21 protein-coding genes and 2 tRNA genes are annotated in these 18,121 nt (G+C 38.1%); 14 read left to right on the top strand and 9 right to left on the bottom strand.

Annotated elements, in window-relative coordinates; translation table 11 throughout:
• Positions 1-24: 24 nt before the first annotated feature.
• The gene (gene hflD, locus PS1M3_RS08780; RefSeq protein WP_008127287.1) at positions 25-627 is read right to left on the bottom strand and encodes a high frequency lysogenization protein HflD; all 603 of its coding nucleotides are present in this window, start codon (positions 625-627) and stop codon (positions 25-27) included.
• Positions 627-1,727: a tRNA 2-thiouridine(34) synthase MnmA gene (gene mnmA, locus PS1M3_RS08775; protein ID WP_008127289.1), complete on the bottom strand. Its 1,101-nt coding sequence runs from the start codon at positions 1,725-1,727 to the stop codon at positions 627-629. Before mnmA ends, hflD begins: the two co-directional genes overlap by 1 nt.
• Positions 1,728-2,070: 343 nt before the next feature.
• Between mnmA and PS1M3_RS08770 the strand changes: the two genes are divergently transcribed.
• Positions 2,071-3,342, top strand: coding sequence for a sensor domain-containing diguanylate cyclase (locus tag PS1M3_RS08770; RefSeq protein WP_008127290.1), 1,272 nt, complete (start codon positions 2,071-2,073; stop codon positions 3,340-3,342).
• A gap of 192 nt (positions 3,343-3,534) precedes the next feature.
• Here the strand turns inward: PS1M3_RS08770 and PS1M3_RS08765 are convergent, their stop codons facing one another.
• Genes PS1M3_RS08765 through PS1M3_RS08735 form a run of 7 tightly spaced genes read right to left on the bottom strand, consistent with a single transcriptional unit; the run spans position 3,535 to position 6,671 of the window.
• Positions 3,535-3,972: an NUDIX domain-containing protein gene (locus PS1M3_RS08765; RefSeq protein WP_008127293.1), complete on the bottom strand. Its 438-nt coding sequence runs from the start codon at positions 3,970-3,972 to the stop codon at positions 3,535-3,537.
• Positions 3,965-4,648 carry a pseudouridine synthase gene (locus PS1M3_RS08760; protein WP_008127295.1) on the bottom strand — a complete coding sequence of 228 codons (684 nt, stop codon included), beginning with the start codon at positions 4,646-4,648 and terminating at the stop codon, positions 3,965-3,967. The genes PS1M3_RS08765 and PS1M3_RS08760 overlap by 8 nt, the downstream gene beginning before the upstream one ends.
• Positions 4,648-4,977 carry a TusE/DsrC/DsvC family sulfur relay protein gene (locus PS1M3_RS08755; RefSeq protein WP_006792832.1) on the bottom strand — a complete coding sequence of 110 codons (330 nt, stop codon included), beginning with the start codon at positions 4,975-4,977 and terminating at the stop codon, positions 4,648-4,650. The genes PS1M3_RS08760 and PS1M3_RS08755 overlap by 1 nt, the downstream gene beginning before the upstream one ends.
• 3 nt (positions 4,978-4,980) lie before the next feature.
• The gene (locus PS1M3_RS08750) at positions 4,981-5,247 is read right to left on the bottom strand and encodes a DsrH/TusB family sulfur metabolism protein (protein ID WP_006792831.1); all 267 of its coding nucleotides are present in this window, start codon (positions 5,245-5,247) and stop codon (positions 4,981-4,983) included.
• Complete coding sequence (locus PS1M3_RS08745; protein WP_008127297.1) at positions 5,244-5,600, bottom strand: DsrE family protein; 357 nt, start codon at positions 5,598-5,600, stop codon at positions 5,244-5,246. Before PS1M3_RS08745 ends, PS1M3_RS08750 begins: the two co-directional genes overlap by 4 nt.
• Complete coding sequence (gene tusD, locus PS1M3_RS08740; RefSeq protein ID WP_006792829.1) at positions 5,597-5,950, bottom strand: sulfurtransferase complex subunit TusD; 354 nt, start codon at positions 5,948-5,950, stop codon at positions 5,597-5,599. The genes PS1M3_RS08745 and tusD overlap by 4 nt, the downstream gene beginning before the upstream one ends.
• A gap of 55 nt (positions 5,951-6,005) precedes the next feature.
• Positions 6,006-6,671 (bottom strand): Bax inhibitor-1/YccA family protein, encoded by a 666-nt coding sequence (locus PS1M3_RS08735; protein WP_008127301.1) that lies wholly within the window; start codon positions 6,669-6,671, stop codon positions 6,006-6,008.
• A gap of 249 nt (positions 6,672-6,920) precedes the next feature.
• Here PS1M3_RS08735 and PS1M3_RS08730 point away from each other — a divergent pair.
• From PS1M3_RS08730 to PS1M3_RS08670, 13 genes are all read left to right on the top strand, one after another.
• Positions 6,921-7,011 (top strand) — tRNA-Ser (locus tag PS1M3_RS08730).
• Positions 7,012-7,062: 51 nt separating this feature from the next.
• Positions 7,063-7,153: transfer RNA gene (locus tag PS1M3_RS08725), tRNA-Ser, on the top strand.
• A gap of 270 nt (positions 7,154-7,423) precedes the next feature.
• Positions 7,424-8,263 carry a LytTR family DNA-binding domain-containing protein gene (locus tag PS1M3_RS08720; RefSeq protein ID WP_203983633.1) on the top strand — a complete coding sequence of 280 codons (840 nt, stop codon included), beginning with the start codon at positions 7,424-7,426 and terminating at the stop codon, positions 8,261-8,263.
• Positions 8,264-8,381: 118 nt separating this feature from the next.
• Entirely contained in the window at positions 8,382-9,185 is an 804-nt protein-coding gene (locus tag PS1M3_RS08715) for a CPBP family intramembrane glutamic endopeptidase (protein WP_203983631.1), read from the top strand.
• A 20-nt stretch (positions 9,186-9,205) separates the two neighbouring features.
• On the top strand, positions 9,206-9,454 hold the full coding sequence (locus PS1M3_RS08710; protein WP_006792825.1) for a hypothetical protein: 249 nt from the start codon (positions 9,206-9,208) through the stop codon (positions 9,452-9,454).
• A 170-nt stretch (positions 9,455-9,624) separates the two neighbouring features.
• Positions 9,625-10,005 carry a hypothetical protein gene (locus tag PS1M3_RS08705; protein ID WP_008127308.1) on the top strand — a complete coding sequence of 127 codons (381 nt, stop codon included), beginning with the start codon at positions 9,625-9,627 and terminating at the stop codon, positions 10,003-10,005.
• Between the two features lie 128 nt (positions 10,006-10,133).
• Positions 10,134-10,592: a GAF domain-containing protein gene (locus PS1M3_RS08700; protein WP_010556413.1), complete on the top strand. Its 459-nt coding sequence runs from the start codon at positions 10,134-10,136 to the stop codon at positions 10,590-10,592.
• Complete coding sequence (locus PS1M3_RS08695) at positions 10,592-10,870, top strand: hypothetical protein (RefSeq protein WP_058405538.1); 279 nt, start codon at positions 10,592-10,594, stop codon at positions 10,868-10,870. The genes PS1M3_RS08700 and PS1M3_RS08695 overlap by 1 nt, the downstream gene beginning before the upstream one ends.
• A gap of 15 nt (positions 10,871-10,885) precedes the next feature.
• Positions 10,886-11,533, top strand: coding sequence for an RNA chaperone ProQ (gene proQ, locus PS1M3_RS08690; RefSeq protein WP_006792821.1), 648 nt, complete (start codon positions 10,886-10,888; stop codon positions 11,531-11,533).
• Between the two features lie 25 nt (positions 11,534-11,558).
• The gene (gene prc / locus PS1M3_RS08685) at positions 11,559-13,583 is read left to right on the top strand and encodes a carboxy terminal-processing peptidase (RefSeq protein ID WP_006792820.1); all 2,025 of its coding nucleotides are present in this window, start codon (positions 11,559-11,561) and stop codon (positions 13,581-13,583) included.
• A 179-nt stretch (positions 13,584-13,762) separates the two neighbouring features.
• Positions 13,763-15,226, top strand: coding sequence for a Na+/H+ antiporter NhaC (nhaC, locus tag PS1M3_RS08680; RefSeq protein ID WP_006792819.1), 1,464 nt, complete (start codon positions 13,763-13,765; stop codon positions 15,224-15,226).
• Positions 15,227-15,272: 46 nt separating this feature from the next.
• Positions 15,273-17,867, top strand: a complete 2,595-nt coding sequence (pepN, locus tag PS1M3_RS08675) for an aminopeptidase N (RefSeq protein ID WP_203983629.1) — start codon at positions 15,273-15,275, stop codon at positions 17,865-17,867.
• A complete protein-coding gene (locus PS1M3_RS08670) occupies positions 17,868-18,089 on the top strand; it encodes a DUF2835 domain-containing protein (protein ID WP_008127316.1) in 222 nt (73 codons plus the stop codon).
• The last annotated feature ends 32 nt before the right edge of the window (positions 18,090-18,121 follow it).

Raw genomic sequence — 18,121 nt, 5'->3', positions numbered from 1 at the left:
CCTAAATTTTTGTTTGAACGATAATTAAATTTTTGCTTTAGCAATGGCGATTATTTTTCTTTTTGCAAAGAAAAAATGACGGCGTTTACCACCCATTTGTCGCCACAATACTGCACTTCTGATGCCGGCAAGTAGTAATGCGCGGATTTTATTTTGAGTGAGTTGCTGTTTTAATAACTCGGGTTTACCATAAACCTGTATTCGGTGCCCAAGGGGGCTTAGCACCGACGAGTATATATCTGCCAAACCGGCAACAACGGTGTCATCGGTTATAGCAAAATGGTCTAAACGACGATGAATATCATCAATACGTTTACCTAATTTGTTTAAGCTTTTGTCGTTTGCGCTAAGTGCTCGCTCAAGCTGCATTAAGCCACCTACATATTTTACAATCTCAACGTCTTTCTGAGCGCCCGCTGATAGCTGTTCCATCAACGTTTTGTAGCCATCTCGTAAATTATGAGTGCCTTGATATACATCTTCGGGTGATGCTGGCGATGTTTGTACAATACTAGACAGCAATATGTCTAAATCGTGTTCATTATTACTGCCGTATTGCGCTATTTTTTGTACTTGTTTAGCGGCTTGGCACATAGCGGCAAGCGCCATAACTTGGTGTTCATTCATTACTTGATCACCGAGTCAATAATACCGCCGCCTAAGCAAACTTCTTGCGCATAAAATACCGCAGACTGACCTGGTGTAACCGCTTTTTGAGGTTCATCAAATAACACACGGGCCATACCGTCATCACCAACAAGCAAAGTACAGTTTATATCTTCTTGACGGTAACGTGTTTTAACTGTGCAACGCGTTGTTCCTTTTGGACCTACACGGTCTACCCAGTGAAGTTGGTTAGCATTTAAACCATTACTATATAGGCGAGGGTGGTCTTTACCCTGGCCAACAATAAGTACGTTACGCTCGACATCTTTGTCTACAACGTACCAAGGTTCGCCTGAGCCTTCTTTCATGCCGCCAATTAATAAGCCTTTTCGTTGGCCAAGTGTGTGGTACATTAAGCCTTCGTGCTCGCCAACGTTATTACCATCAGTGTCTTCAATAACACCTGGTTGTGCAGGTAAAAACTTTTGTAAAAAGTCTTTAAACTTACGTTCACCAATAAAACAAATACCAGTGCTGTCTTTTTTGTCATGTGTAATTAAATCTTGCTCTTCAGCAATACGGCGAACTTCTGGCTTGGCGATATCGCCCACAGGGAATAGCGTTTGAGCAATGTGTTCATGACTTAAAGTGTATAAAAAGTAACTCTGGTCTTTGTTGTTATCTAAACCACGGCACATTACATATTTGTCGTCCCGAAGCTCACGACGCACATAATGGCCTGTCGCAATAAAGTCAGCTCCGAGTGCTTGTGCAGCAAATTCTAGGAAGGCTTTAAATTTGATTTCCTTATTACACATAATATCGGGGTTAGGCGTGCGGCCTGCTTTGTACTCTTCTAAAAAGTATTCAAATACGTTATCCCAATATTCAGCTGCAAAGTTAACAGTATGAAGTTCGATACCTAACTTGTCACACACGGCTTGCGCATCTTTTAGGTCTTCTGCAGCGGCACAATATTCGTCATTGTCGTCTTCTTCCCAGTTCTTCATAAACAGGCCTTCTACTTGGTAGCCTTGTTGTTGTAACAAATATGCAGATACTGAAGAATCAACACCGCCGGACATACCAACGATGACTTTAATGTGACTATTTTCGCTCATGAATAATTTCGCTTATACAGATTACTGTTAACTTGGAAAGGCCGCGATTATAGCATGTATTTTGTTTGCGCTTAAAGAGACTAACAAGGCAAACCTTACAATTAGTGAGTAATTTATTAATATAATAAATAGCTAAGATACCTAAGGCGCTTACATAATATTTTTTTGATAAAAGTTGATTCTAATTCTACGCTTAACATACAGAACAAAATACGAGCCATATGTTAAAAATTAATAATAAGTTCTTTAAAAGTGATTAGAGTATATATACACTCATTAGTAATAAAGTTTGATGGGTTAGCCTATTCAATAAGCTGTAAAATATAATCAATGGAATGAATATATGAATCACGCATACAAAATTAATAAAATTAGATCGTTTGTAGAACAAAACAAACACCAAGTAAATCTTATCTCAAATAAGCTTTTAATCATAAACCTGCAAGAATTAAAAAAGTCAGCCTACCACCTTTTTTATGAGCTAATAAAACTCAAGCATGCTCAGCAAGCTCAATCCCATCACCAAATCAGTGATTTGTTTAATTTAATTAAAAACACTACAAAAGTGCTTAGCCTCGAAATGAAGCTTTTAGATAAATTAGAACACTGGTGGCTAGAATGGTATTTTGCTTTACAAATGCATGAACAATTGAGCGCTGAAAGCAAAGAAATGCCGATGAGCTTTTTATCACGCAGTACCTTAAACCCAATGCGAAAACATGAGATAAGTCACTATGCTAAATTATTTTCAGTGCTCCCTATGCCAGTGTGTAATGTGTGTAGCAAAACCGGTGATATTATTAGGGTAAACCAACGGTTTGTAGATGTGTTTGGTTATACTGTTGAGGATGTGCCTAACCTACATGCATGGTGGAAAAAGGCCTACCCAGATCCGCACTACAGAGTGCAAGCTCAAAATTTATGGTCTGAAGCTTTGAAAAAAGCGAAAAGTAGTAATGACGATATACCTGCCAATAACTACACAGTTGCACGTAGTGATGGCACTCAAGTGGTTATGGAGGTATCGGGCATAAAGATAGGCGAAGAATTTTTAGCCGTATTTAAAGATGCAACCGAGCGAATAGAGGCTGAGGATATTTTAAGGGATATGGCGTTTTTGGACTCATTAACCAAAATTGCCAACAGGCGTCGATTTGATGAAAAACTTGCTCATGAATTTGATAAAGCGAAGGAGTGTGAAGGGGCAATATCGTTAATAATTATTGATGTTGATTTTTTTAAACAGTTTAACGACCGTTACGGACATTTGGCTGGGGATTCTTGCTTATATGAAGTGGCTCAAACTATTGCATCGACAGTAAATCGTCCTGAAGACTTTGTTGCCAGATATGGTGGTGAAGAGTTTGTTGTATTGCTCCCTGATACTGATAAGGAAGGTGCATTATTTATTGCTGAGCAAATACAAAAGGCCGTTGAAGCTTTAGCAATTGTGCATGAAGATACCTACAGTGGCTTTTTGTCAGTGAGCATGGGCGTTAACTCAACGGCTAGTTCCCAAGACGATAAGGTAAGCTTTGTTAGAGGAGCCGACAACGCACTGTATTATGCAAAAGACCAAGGCCGAAACTGTATTGCATTACACTCTGAAAGTTAGATTAAATTTTTATTACAAAGGTTTAGGTGAGGTGGTAGCGATGGCGTGAAAGTTTTGCTCTATTTTTACTTATCCTTACATGGATGCAAGTCAGAAGAATAGGCTGGAGCAATTACACACCCCACGTCACTAAGTAATCCCTCTAGGCAGAGTAAACTTTAAAACACACCATTAATATGCCTTAAATTTTTATTAGTTGTAAATAGTATCTAGGCTTAATAGCGGACGCGTTACCGAGTCATCAATGCACTTTTGAACGAGCGGGCTTCGCAGTGGTAAAGATTTAACTTTCTCTAGGTTGAACCAATGGGCACTTATAATATCATCATCAATAGGGTTAAGTTGTTGGTTGGTGCCACTAGCATCAAATAAAAAACAAAACCTTAGGTAATGAACGCCGTTGTCAGCGTACAAGTTATAAACACCTAAAAAGCCTGTAGGGGTGAGCGATAAACCTGTTTCTTCATATAATTCGCGGCTTGCTGCTTGAGCTAGTGTTTCGTTCTTTTCTAAATGACCAGCCGGTTGATTATAGCAAATTTGCTTAGTAAATTTATCGCGTTCTTTTACTAATAAGTATTCGTTATGGTTTTTAACTATTGCGGCTACTGTTACATTTGGTTTATGCATTAATGCTACCTTTAATGATTTTATATTCACCAGTATTAATGTCGTCTAAAGTGTAATTACCTATGCTGTAACGAATTAGCCTAAGAGTAGGGTGGCCAATGTGAGCTGTCATTCGGCGAACTTGTCTATTTTTACCTTCATTAATGGTAATACTGAGCCATGAGGTAGGTATAGACTTTCGTTCACGTACAGGGGGAGTTCGTTGCCAAATGTTAGGCTCTTCTATCATTTTTACATTAGCAGGCAGTGTGAGCCCATCTTTAAGCTCAACGCCTTTACATAAAGCTTGTATTGACTCAGTCGAAGGCTCACCTTCTACTTGAACCCAATACGTTTTATTGGTTTTTTTATTAGGTGCTGTTAATGTATTTTGTAGTTTACCGCAGTTTGTGAGCAGCAATAAACCTTCGCTATCGCGGTCTAATCGTCCTGCAGCATATACATCCTTGATAGGAATAAATTCAGCTAGCGTCTTTCTGTCTGCATCGTCTGTAAATTGGCAAAGCACATCAAATGGCTTGTTAAAAAGTACAATTTTTTTGTCTTTAGCGTCTATTTGAGGCTTTATTTCTCTTTTGTTTGTAGGCTTTTTAATTGCACTTCTAGAATACGTGCGACCCGTATTGCGTTTATTTGATGAAACGGGTGTTTGCTTGTTACTCGATTTACTTCTCATTAAATACACCTAGCTGGTTTTGGTAATCCAGCAATTTTGGTGGCTTGTTTAGCAGGGCCCTTTGGAAACAATTTATAAAGGTAAATACTATTACCTTTATCTTCTCCGAGTGCTTTTGCCATGGCTTTTACTAGCATGCGGATGGCTGGGCTTGTATTGTATTCAAGATAAAATTCGCGGACGAAGTTAATCACTTCCCAGTGTTGTTCGCTAAGCGAAATGTTTTCTTGCTCTGCAATAATAGGGGCTAGTTGCTTTGACCATTGTGTATGGTCGAGTAAATAACCTTGTTTATCTGTGTCTATTGTTTGTTGGTTAAATTCAAGCATGGGTTACCAAGTAATTAATTGCGTAGAGGTTAAAGTAAGAGACACAAACTCGTCATAGCTAATGGCAGTGTCGTTATTTGATAGCTTAATTGCACGAACGAGTGCGTCCTCTTCAAGTACTAAGAGGGTATCTGAAAATTGTTTAAATTGTTTATTAGCAAAGCATGCGTCACCTAAAAGCAATATACGGTCATCAGCACAAATTAAGTTTTCTAGCTGGTTAGCAGAATAGTAATTTAATGGTTTTGAAAAAATATGTAGTGTGCTCATAAGGTCACCACGTGATGTTGCTTTTTGATAAGTGTTTGTTGTTCACCAAATGTAACCGCGTGCGCGTCTATGAGTAAATCAGTTTTACTTAGGCCATAATCAAGGAGCGATTTTTCACATACATAGATGTTTTCTACGTCATAAACTTCTAGCGTTTTTATGTTTTTAAAAAAATCTTTAATACCTATGGTGGAAGGGGTTTGATTCTTTTTTAATGCTAAAACAGCGGGGCCACTAAATAACCAGCTTATGTTTTGATCGACAGCTGCAAAAATTAACGTCATATCGAGGGCATCGCGCAGGTTAAGATCATCAAATGGGCTACTTTGACTCATTACTAATACATTAATCATTTAAATTGCACCCATTTATCAGCGTCGCTTACAAGCATTGCGAATTCAGCTAAACCTGCAACAGAAAATACGCCTGTGTTTGACGTATCTAAGCCTCTTTTTTCTGCCGCGGTTACACACAGCATAAGATTAATATTTTGACTTGATAGCGCTTGCCATAATGCGCTAATTTGAAGTTCGTCAGAGGCTAAGTCAAAATGTGTTGATGCATGATAAACGCCTTGCTGATACAAAAATATTGCGTCTATGGTGTGCCCTTGAGATAAACACGCATTAGCAAACTTAATTATGCGTTGACTGGTGTCGTGATCTGATGGTGGTGTGTGTAATGAAAGAACAAATCGTGCCAAAACAATTCCAATAAAAAAGCCCCAATAAAGGGGCTATTTTAACAGAACTATTTAATTAGTCATCACTTGCGCCAAGTAGGTGCAGTAGTGAAGTAAATAGATTGTACACATTTAGGTATAAAGATACTGTAGCGCGAATGTAGTTAGTTTCTCCGCCGTTAATAATGCGGCTTGTATCAAATAAAATTAAGCCAGACATAATTAATACAACCGCAGCGTTAAGCACCATAAACATTAAAGAACTACCGATGAATATGTTAACAATGCTTGCAACAATAACCACAATTAGGCCAACCGTTAAAAAGCCGCCCATAAAAGAGAAGTCTTTTTTGGTGTTGAGCGCATATGCAGATAGACCAAAGAAAATAAGTGCTGTTGAACCAAGAGCTTGCATTATAAGCATTGAGCCATTAGGCATGGCAGCGTAATGGTTTAACATTGGACCTAAACCAGCCCCCATTAAACCTGTGAAAGCAAATACCCAAAATACACCAGATGCGGTGTCAGCTTTTTTGTTTACAACAAATAATAAACCAAACGAAACCAGTGTGAACACAATTCCCATAAAGTAAGGTAATTGTAGTGCCATTGAGATACCGGCAGTCACTGCACTAAATGCAAGTGTCATCGCAAGTAAAAAGTAGGTGTTTTTAAGTACCTTGTTTGTTTCAATGGTAGACATTACCGGTTTAGCGGTATTGTACGATTGATTAAACGCCATTGTAGAGCTCCTTTAAGTGAAACGTGTGTTTCGATAATTTAACTAAAATTAGATTACCAACTCTTATATGTTTGGGCAAACCTTTGTGGATCAATAGACATTAATTTTTTAATTAAAGTTCATTTAACCACCAAAAAGAAAGTTTTTGTTTTATCTTTGAACAAATTAATTGTTTTTTAAGCACTTAAGCAATTTTTTTAAAAAAAAGCTTCACAAAGCCAACGGGTTTCCCTATTATGCAGGCCGTGCGGAGAGATGGCAGAGTGGTCGAATGCACCGGTCTTGAAAACCGGCATAGGTTTGTAGCCTATCTAGGGTTCAAATCCCTATCTCTCCACCACTTATTACAATAACTATGAGTACACTCTTACTTGTAGTTTATAGCACTTTAGGAGAGATGGCAGAGTGGTCGAATGCACCGGTCTTGAAAACCGGCATAGGTTTGTAGCCTATCTAGGGTTCAAATCCCTATCTCTCCACCACTATATTAAAGCCCGCTAAACAGCAGGCTTTTTGTATTGGAAACAACATTCCTCACTTAATTATGACCCGCTTTTTATCCACGAGTCATATCTAAAGTTCATTGAACGCTAATATGTATATTTTACATCACGAAACAATGTTTATTTAGCTTCATGTTTGACTTTCTTGCCGATTAAAAATCACTATAAAAAGAGTTTAAATGCAATAGAATGCGCATACTAATGTGTGTTACTTTTAAATATCTCAAAACTAAAGGTATATAAAATAGGATGTTGTGGCTAAAAGATGACTTAGAATCAAGGAAGTTAGTTATATATCGTGCTGTTATGTTCTCGTTTATAACACTTTTTGTACTTTTTATTTTTCAACCGTTTGGTACTTCAAACGATAGCGAACCCTATAAGTTACTCCGGCTATCTGGATATGGGTTAGTCACCTTTTGTGCTTTGCTCCTATCGGGTGCAATTGAAATCGCATTACTCAAAATAAACTTTAATGATAAGTTAAAACATTTAACTATTATTCCTTTTACATATTTACTGATAACAGCATTATTTAATCACGGGTATTTTGTGGTTGCAGTGCTGGGGTCTTGGCACTGGCAAAATCAATTACTCTTCGTGGGATATATATTTTGTATTGGTGTATTTCCCCTTATATTTTTACTTCTGGTAAACCGGCACGTAAAAAATTTAATACCCTCAAGCGCAGCTGACGAAAATCAAACGCGGTTAGAAGAAACTGCGTTAGAGACAATCTCACTTAAAGGCGAAAATAAAAATGATGAGGTTAAAGTTGCTCACCATCACATCTTATTTATTAAATCTGCTGATAATTACTGTGAAATCACCATTTTTGATGGTGATAAAATAGTTCAGAGTTTATTACGAACATCACTTACAGGATTGTTAAGACAACTACCTCACAATACATCTGCTATAAAATGCCACCGTTCTTATGCGATCAACTTACAAAGCGTTAAGCATTATAGTGGTAACGCAGGTGGGTTACAGTTATCACTTAATGAATCAAATGTTACAATACCAGTGTCTCGCACCTACGTTAAAACAATAAAAGACACTTTGTTGTTAGTCCCAAAAACATGTTAACCACCCCAAAACAGTGAGTTTTATACCTTAAACTGCAGCTAAGCCCTAATGAGTCGCTTTGTGCTTATGCTATTGCCAGGATTAAGTTGAATTTAACAACTTAACGAGGAAAAGAGGTATGAAACACGCTATGCATGCGTTTCTAATAATTACTATATTTATATTTTGTCACTACGTAATGAGGCATTTTTGGGGAGATGGTTGGTCTAGCTGGTTATCTAATATTGATAACCAAACTGATATTTTATTCATTCCCGCTAAATTTACCTTTTTATATGGTCCGTTAGTTGCTGCTGCCATTGTTTTGTTTAAACAAGAGAGGTTGTTTGAGTCAATAGGACTTAGCTTTGATGGATTCATTAATTATACACTTGCAGCGTTGCTCTGTTGTATTCCTATGACTCTAGGGTATGCATTTTTAAGTAGTGAACTTCATCTTTCGATATCAGCGATCATTACGGGTTCGGTTTATGCCGGTTTTTTTGAAGAGGTTATCTTTAGAGCTGCATTATTTGGTGTGCTATTTAAATACTGCCGTTGGGGCTTTATACCTGCATCGTTAGTTAGTTCTGTGATATTTGGTATGGGGCACATTTATCAAGGCAATGACCCTTTATCTGCAGTGATGGCAGTTACGGTAACAACGATTGCAGGGACTTGGTTTGCGTGGCTGTATTGCGAATGTGGATACCGTATTTGGTTCCCAATGTGGATGCATATTTTTATGAATGCGGCTTACGGGATCTTTGGGATGTCAGGTGGGGCAGCAGGGGATTTACAAGGTAATCTATTTAAGGCAACAGCAATTGTATTAAGTATTGTGTATGTAGAGATGCTAATTCGAAAAGGTAAACCACGCGAAGTAGTTTTATCTAAATTGCTTCAAACCCGAGCTCATTTAGCTGCGTGTGCAGTAAATTAATATTAAATGCAGGAGTTATTATGTTCGAATTATTTATGGTTATTATTGTATTTAGCTCACCCGTTCTGTTATTGGCAGCCCTTAAGCGCTACTTCAGTTATAAAACCTCAAAGGTTGAGACACAAGCAAAATTGCAAAGTGCTATTGATGCTTCAAAGATCGTAGCATTAGAAAAACAATCAAAAGTCTTAAACGAAAGGCTGGCGGTGCTAGAAGAAATTGTAACTTCTCGTCGTTTTGAACTCTCAAGCCAAATAGCTCAGTTATGACAACTGAGCTATTTTGAGCTTAAAACTTTACGCTTATAAAAAGTGATGAGTTGATGGCGTAATGTGGTTTATTTTTGTTCGTAATTTACGACCATAGTCTCTGTTTCTAACTTTGGGTTCTTGGTGCATGCTTATAAATAGAGTTTAAGTGTGTTGTTAAGGACTATTAAATGAAACACCAATTAGCAAAAAGCGTTGCGCTTTCATTACTTTCTCCTGTGATTGTGGGTAGCCTATTAGGTATTTATTATTCAATAACGCTACAAGGTGAATTTGTCTCTATATTTTTTTCATTATTGATGACAGCCATATCTAATGCGCATATTGTTGGCTTAACAATGGCTGCATTTGTTGTCCCAGGCTATTTATTAATGTTTAAATATTCAAAAGTAAACTATTCCGGTGTTTTAACGCTTGGTTTACTTGGTGGTGCTATTTTTAGCTTTCTTTTAAGTGCCTCCACAGGCGAAATATTTTTGATTAATAGTGTTATGTCGGCAATAGCGGCAGGGCTGTTTTTATTTGGTCTTCGTAAAACTTCAAAATCATAATCGCGTCTTTATTAACCAAGGTCGCTTTTAAACTACGGAAATTCCTTTTTTTTACCTGCAAAAGGTTCCAATTTTTCATCACAAAGAGTACCTTTAGCTACTGTATGTTTAATAAGAAGTAGTTTGGTATGCAAAAGCACGATTTTTACCAGTCATTAGTTAAACAAACTGAATCGCTGATTGCCGGTGAGTCGAATGTAATTGCTAATATGGCAAATATAAGCGCGCTGTTATTTACCTCTTTAGATGATGTAAATTGGGCGGGCTTTTACTTTATTGATTCGCCGTCAGAATTAGTGCTAGGCCCATTTCAGGGTAACCCAGCATGTATCCGTATTCCAGTTGGAAAGGGTGTATGTGGAACGGCTGCAGCTACGTTGCAAACACAACTAATTGAAGATGTTCATGCCTTCGATGGGCATATTGCCTGTGATGCAGCATCGAACTCTGAGATTGTTGTACCTATCATGAAACATGGTAAAATATTTGCAGTGCTAGATATTGATAGTCCTAGTATTTCTAGATTTGACACTGATGACAAAGCGGGATTAGAAGCATTAGTTAAATGCTTTGAGGCTAGCTTGTAATGAAAGATTTGCTAAATGTTCAAGACTACCTATTTGCTTTACAAGATGTAGGCGACTGGGAAGGCGAAGAAGAACATGTAGCGGAAACGCTCAATGATTTGATTCACATTGCTTGGGACAAACTCCCAGATGATTTAGATTGTGAATCAATCGATGAAATAATAAATGGTATTTGGGAACACCTTCGAGGTGATATGGCTGTACTTGAAGCCGATTTCGAAGAACTGGTCGACTGGGTAATACACTATGTTGATTCGTCCCTTGATGAAAAGATGTGAAAAATAGGTTCTAAAATGGAAACCACAAACAAGCTAAAAGATATTAATGAAGTATTGGAGTTCTTGTACCAAGAATTTCCACAATGTTTTAAACAAAAAGACGGTATCAAACCGCTTAAAGTCGGTATTTTTAAAGATATTGCTGAGCGTATTGAAGGGTCTGAAAAAGTAAGCAAGACTCAAGTTCGTCAAGCACTAAGAAAATACACGTCTAACTGGCGTTATTTAGAAGCTGTGACAAAGTCGGAGTTTCGTATTGACCTTGATGGCAATGAAGGTGAAAAAGTTGAGCAAGAGCACATTGATCATGCTCAAAAAGCACTAGAAGAAAGCCGTGCAAAAATGGCGAAGCGCAAAAAACAACAGCGTCCACGTCAAGACTCAGATTCTAAAAACTTTAAGAAGAAGCCTGCACATGCAAACAAGGGCGCTGATAAAAATGCGTCAGCTAGCAAAGCAACTAAATCTGCACCCGCTAAACGTTCAGGTAAAATTGAACCTTTACCAGCAACAGAGGTCAAGGTTAATAACAAGGTTAAAGTTAAACTAGGCCAAGCACTTGTAAATGCAGTAATCACTGAAGTAAATAAAGACGACGTTCATGTTGAATTAGTGACTGGTATGCAAGTTAAAACCAAAGCAGACAGCTTATACACTGTTTAAGTTGTACATAAATTAAGGAGTTTGTATGAGTAAAAAGTTTACGCTCATTCCGGTAGTTGCAGCCCTGTTTTCAGGTTCATTATTTGCTGCTGTAGAGCCTGTCACCATTGATGATTTACCTCTACTCAAGCAAGAAAGTCAACATGGCACTGCCAGTAAGCGCGTGGCAAGCTTATTTACTCGTTCACACTATATCCCGGTTCGATTTAACGATGAACTTTCTAGTAAAGTGTACGATCGTTACATCGAATCCCTTGATTTTAATAAAAGCGTTTTTTTAGCCAGTGATATTGCATCCTTTGAGCAATATCGCGATAGCTTTGACAACGCTTTAACTACCGGCAAGCTAGGCTTTACCTTTGATATTTTTAATTTAAGCCTAAAGCGCCGTTTTGAACGTTACGAATATTCACTTTCTTTATTAGAAAATGAAATGACGTTCGAAAAACAAGATGAATACTTTTTTGATCGTGAAGATGCAACGTGGCCAACATCGCAAGCAGAGCTAGACGAGATCTGGCGAGAGCGTGTTAAGTATGATGCACTGCGATTAAAAATGACTGGTAAAGATTGGGAAGGAATCAAAGAGGTTCTTACCAAGCGATACAAAAACGCTGAAAAGCGTCTAGTTCAATCTAACTCAGAAGATGCATTTCAAATTGTTTTAAATTCTTTAGCTCGCACGATTGAGGCGCATACGTCTTACTTATCACCAAGACGTGCTGAACAATTTAAAATGGATATGGACTTAGAACTTGAAGGCATTGGTGCTGTACTAACTCCTGACGAAGATTACACCGTAATTCGTAGTCTTGTACCAGGCGGTCCCGCAGACAAAACCGAACAAATTAAAGCAGATGACCGTATTATTGGCGTAGCACAAGACGGTGAAGATTTTACCGATGTGATTGGCTGGCGTTTAGACGATGTTGTAGATTTAATAAAAGGCCCTAAAGGTACGAAAGTACGTTTGCAATATTTGAAAGGTGCAGATGCTCATGGCACACCTAAAGTGGTCGAAATTACTCGTGACAAAATCCGTCTTGAAGACAGAGCTGCAAAGTCAGAAGTGTTTGAAGCTAAATATTCTGATTTATCAAGCAAGATTGGGGTTATTGAAATCCCAGGTTTTTACAATAATTTGTCTAAAGACGTAAAAGTTGAGTTAGCTAAATTAAAAGAGGCTAAAGTAGACGGTATTATTATCGACTTACGTCAAAATGGTGGTGGTTCGTTATACGAAGCGACCCAGCTTTCTGGCTTATTTTTCGATCAAGGTCCTGTTGTACAAATACATACTCTAAATAACCGAATTGAAGAGCAAAGAGATCGTGACGGAGTTACTTATTACGACGGGCCATTAACGGTTTTAGTTGATCGTTACAGTGCGTCTGCATCTGAGATTTTTGCCGCTGCAATGCAAGATTATGGTCGCGCTGTTATTATTGGCGAACAAACATTTGGTAAAGGCACTGTGCAGCAACATAAAGGTCTTGCAAGAGCGTATGATCTTTACGATAACCCATTAGGTAGCGTGCAATACACCATAGCTAAATTTTACCGTATTAATGGCGGCAGTACTCAGCACAAAGGTGTTATTCCTGACATTTCATTTCCATCGGCTATAGATCCTGCCGAGTGGGGTGAAAGTAAACAAGATAATGCACTTCCTTGGGATAGCATTGTTAAAGCAAAATATAAAAAGTTAGGAAATTTAACTCCAGTTATTCCTTACCTAGAAAAGCAGCATAAAGATCGTATTAAATCTGAACCTGAGTTCGGCTACGTGTTTGATGATATAGCGTTGTACAACGAAGAAAAAGATCGTAAAACGATTTCTTTAGTTGAAGCCACGCGTATTAAAGAAAAAGAAGAAGGTGAAGCGCGTGCATTAGTTCGTACAAATGAGCGCTTGAAACGATTAGGTAAAGATCCGGTTGAAAACCTAGATGATGTACCAGATGTAATTGATGAGCTTGACCCGTTCCTTGAAGAAGCGGCCTTAATTACTCAGGACTACATTAACTTTGGTCGCATCGCCAAAAAGTAAAAACTGGTTTTACCACTACAAATAAGGCGCTCGTGCGCCTTTTTTGCTACCTATCACAGCCTAAATTGTTATAATCTCTAACTATTAAAAATTGAGCCGGCTTAGAAATGCTCAGTTAATACGCACTAAGTGCTAAAAATAATAATTAAACACGCTGTATGTGTGTAGGAGTCTCAACTTTGAACCCATTGGATGATAAACCAGTAAAACCTGCCTCATTTCTTGATGCATTAATTCCTATTTCAGTTTTAATTTGCTTGTTAGGGGCTGCGGTTTACTTATTTGGTGACAACTCGTCATCTGGACCAAACCAAATTGCACTTTTATTTGCAACCTTCGCAGCTGCTCTAATTGGCCTAAAAAACGGCTATACGTGGAAAAAGCTTGAGCAAGCTATGATAGAGGGGATAACACTTTCTCTTGGCGCTATACTCATCTTATTAATGGTAGGTGCTTTGATAGGTACTTGGTTGTTATCGGGCACAGTACCAACGCTAATATATTATGGCCTGCAAGTAATTAACCCTAGTTGGTTTTATGCAGCAAGTTGTTTAATTTGTGGCATTGTGGCTATGAGCATTGGTAGCTCGTGGACCACTGCAGCTACAATTGGTGTTGCTTTATTAGGTGTTGCTACGGGTCTTGGTTTAGATCAGACAGTTACAGCTGGTGCTGTTATATCTGGTGCGTATTTTGGTGACAAACTAAGCCCACTCTCTGAAACAACTAACTTAGCGCCCGCAGTGGTTGGCTCTGACTTATTTGAACATATTCAGCATATGCTATGGACAACAGTTCCTAGCTTTGTGATTGCGCTTATTATATTTATATTTATGGGCTTTAACGCAACGGCTTCTAATGAGGCTGGGCGTTTAGACGAAATTACGCTAATTTTGGAGCAAAACTTCAATATTGGTTTTGAGATGCTCATTCCTTTAATTGTGCTTTTAGTGCTAGCAATTAAAAAAATGCCTGCTTTTCCTGCTATTTCTATTGGTGCTGTGGTTGGTGCTGTTTGGGCTATGCTATTTCAGTCTGACTTAATTGGTTCTCAAATTGATACTTCTCAAGGCGAAGTGGTTGGGTATTTCAAATTAGTATGGACGACATTTTTTGACGGTTTTAGCATCGATACCGGTGATGACAAAATGGACTCACTACTTAGCGGTGGTGGTATGGCGGGAATGTTAACAACGACGTGGTTAATTATGACTGCGCTTATGTTTGGCGCTATTATGGAAAAAACAGGCTTGTTAGACATTTTCGTAAAAAGTATTTTAAAAATAGCGAAAAGTACAGGCTCTTTAATTGCCTCTACCATTGCAACGTGTATTGGTACTAATCTCATTGCAGCCGATCAATATATTGCTATTGTGGTTCCTGGACGTATGTTTAAAGATGAATATAAAAAGCGCGGTTTAAAGCCGGTTAATTTATCTCGCACCTTAGAAGATGGAGGTACGATTACCAGTCCACTTATTCCTTGGAATACATGTGGTGCTTACATGCAAAGTGTACTTTTAATAAACCCTTTCGATTACGCACTTTACGCTTTCTTTAATTTAATTAATCCCGTTTTAGCTGTTATATATGCGTATCTCGGTATTAAGATTTTACGTATTAAGCCGAAACAATCTGCCTAAATTTAGTAGCGCCTCTTCATATAGAGGCGCTTTTTTTGGAGTAATTATGACCGACTCAAAAAAACCTCAAGCTCAATATCTCAAAGACTATAAAGCACCAAATTTTTTAATAGACCACACAGACTTAACGTTTGATCTTCAGCCTACAAATACAACGGTAACAAGCGTACTGACGTTAACGCGTGTTGGTGATAATCAATCACCTCTAATACTAGATGGCATAGATTTACGTTTAACGTCCTTATCGATAGATGCGATTGAGATAACAGATTATAGCGTTGTTGATGAACAGCTAATTATTAATAACTTACCAGAACGTTGTAAATTACGTATTGTGACCGAGATATCTCCTGAGACAAATACATCTTTAGAAGGTCTTTACTTATCTGGTGGAGCCTATTGTACACAGTGTGAGGCACAGGGCTTCAGAAAGATAACATATTACATGGATCGTCCTGATGTGTTGTCTACGTTTGATGTGACTATTATTGCTGATTCAAGATACACGCATTTATTGTCTAATGGTAACCAAATTGACAAAGGTGAGACACCTGACGGCCGTCATTTTTCTAAATGGCAAGACCCATTTAAAAAACCAAGCTATTTATTTGCATTAGTTGCTGGTGATTTTGATGTATTAAACGATACCTATACAACTAAAAGTGGCCGAAAAATTGATTTAGCATTATTTGTAGATAAGGGTAATTTGCCTAAAACACCGCATGCGATGCAATCACTTAAAAAATCTATGCAATGGGATGAGGAGCGTTTTAATTTAGAATATGACCTTGATATATACATGATTGTAGCCGTAGATTTCTTTAATATGGGTGCAATGGAAAACAAAGGCTTAAATATATTTAACAGTAAATGTGTTTTGGCCAATCAAGAAACAGCAACGGATAAAGATTACCATACTATTGAGTCTATAGTAGGTCATGAATACTTTCACAATTGGACTGGTAATCGTGTTACGTGCAGAGATTGGTTTCAGTTATCACTTAAAGAGGGGCTAACTGTATTTAGAGACCAAGAGTTTAGTAGTGATCTTGGATCGCGTGCACTCAACCGCATTGATGCTGTTAAGGTGATGCGTACGCATCAGTTCAGTGAAGACGCAGGGCCTATGGCGCATCCTATTCGACCCGAAAAAGTTATTGAAATGAATAACTTTTATACCGTAACAGTATACGACAAGGGTGCTGAAGTAATAAGAATGATGCACACCTTGCTTGGTGAGGTTAACTTTCAAAAAGGGATGGCGCTTTACTTTAAACGTCATGACGGCCAAGCAGTTACGTGTGACGACTTTGTCAGTGCTATGAGTGACGCATCGGGTGTTAATCTAGGGCAGTTTAAGCGTTGGTATAGTCAGGCGGGCACACCTCGTTTGAATGCTATAGAGCATTACGACAGTGCCTCAAACACCTACACACTAACCATAGAGCAAAAAGCACCGATTAATCAGCCCGATAACAAACCGTTGCACATCCCGTTTGCTATTGAGTTGTTGGACGAATCTGGCAATAGTATCGAATTACAGTACAAAGGTTTAAAAGTTAGTAATGTGCTTGATGTTACCGATAAAAAGCAGAGTTATACTTTTGAGAATGTGACTTGTAAACCTGTTGCCGTGTTGTTAGAAGACTTTTCTGCTCCGTGTATCCTAACTCAACAAACAACTGAGCTTGAGCTTTTACATATCATGCGTTTTGCACGAAGTGATTTTTCACGTTGGGATGCACAGCAACAATTGTTCATAAAAGCAGTAAAAGCAGCAATTAACTCAGATACACAATTTCAATTAAGTGACGAGATAATTGAAGCCTTGCGTGTTTTAATTGTTTCAAAACAAGGCGATTTAGCGTTAATTGCAGAGTTATTAAAATTACCTAGCTTTGACACTTTAGCCGCAGAATTTGAAATTATTCCTGTTGATGAAATTATTCGTGTTGTAGCACAGTTCGAAATACAAATTGCCACAAGCCTTAATGATGAGCTTATCGCATGTTTTGGTTCATTACATGACGATGGCAGCATAAGCGCCGAAGCGGTTGCTGTGCGCTCACTACAGCAAATTTGCCTGCATTATCTTGCAAAGGTGCCGAGCAAACAAACAGATAAATTTATTAATCTAGCTGCTAGCTCGTCAAATATGACCAATGTATTGGGGGCACTTAGCGCTGTGGTTAAAGCCTCTCATCCACTTTGTGATGATTTATTGTCGCACTTTGATAGTCAATGGCGACATGATGTACTTGTGATGGATAAGTGGTTTGCGCTTCAAGCAATGCAAACAGGTGAAGATGCTATTATTAATATTAAGTCATTATACGAGCACCCAAGTTTTGATTTTTCTAACCCCAATAGAGTCCGTGCTTTAGTGGGGAGTTTTAGCTACTTTAATACTCAGCAATTTCACCGTGCTGACGGGCAAGGATATGAATTTCTTGGTGATTTACTTGTTAAGCTGAATGCAATAAATCCACAAAATGCGTCAAGAATGCTAACACCATTTATGTCTTGGAAACGTTATGATAAAACACGTTCAGCGCTTATGAAAACGCAATTAGAACGTTTATCTAATTTAGATGGACTAAGTGACGACTTATTCGAGAAGGTTGAAAAAGCGCTTAATTAAATGCTTGAATATTACTTTAATTTAAGATTGAGCTATAACGACTGTATGGATTACTACCACGGTCGATATAGTTCTGTGCAAGTGGTTGAAGAGGGCGGAAAGTCAATTCGGTTTTCTGCCGATCATTTAAGACCGTTTGTTACAAGTTTAGGTGTCAGAGGGCGTTTTAGAATGTTACTCACCCCTGAAAATAAATTTATTCGTATTGAACGAGTGGCTTAGAGCGCTATTTTTATGTTATAAAACCATAAAAA

The sequence above is a fragment of the Pseudoalteromonas sp. PS1M3 genome (assembly GCF_016865405.1).
Lineage (GTDB): Bacteria > Pseudomonadota > Gammaproteobacteria > Enterobacterales > Alteromonadaceae > Pseudoalteromonas > Pseudoalteromonas marina.
This window is presented reverse-complemented; position numbering and strand designations above follow the sequence as displayed.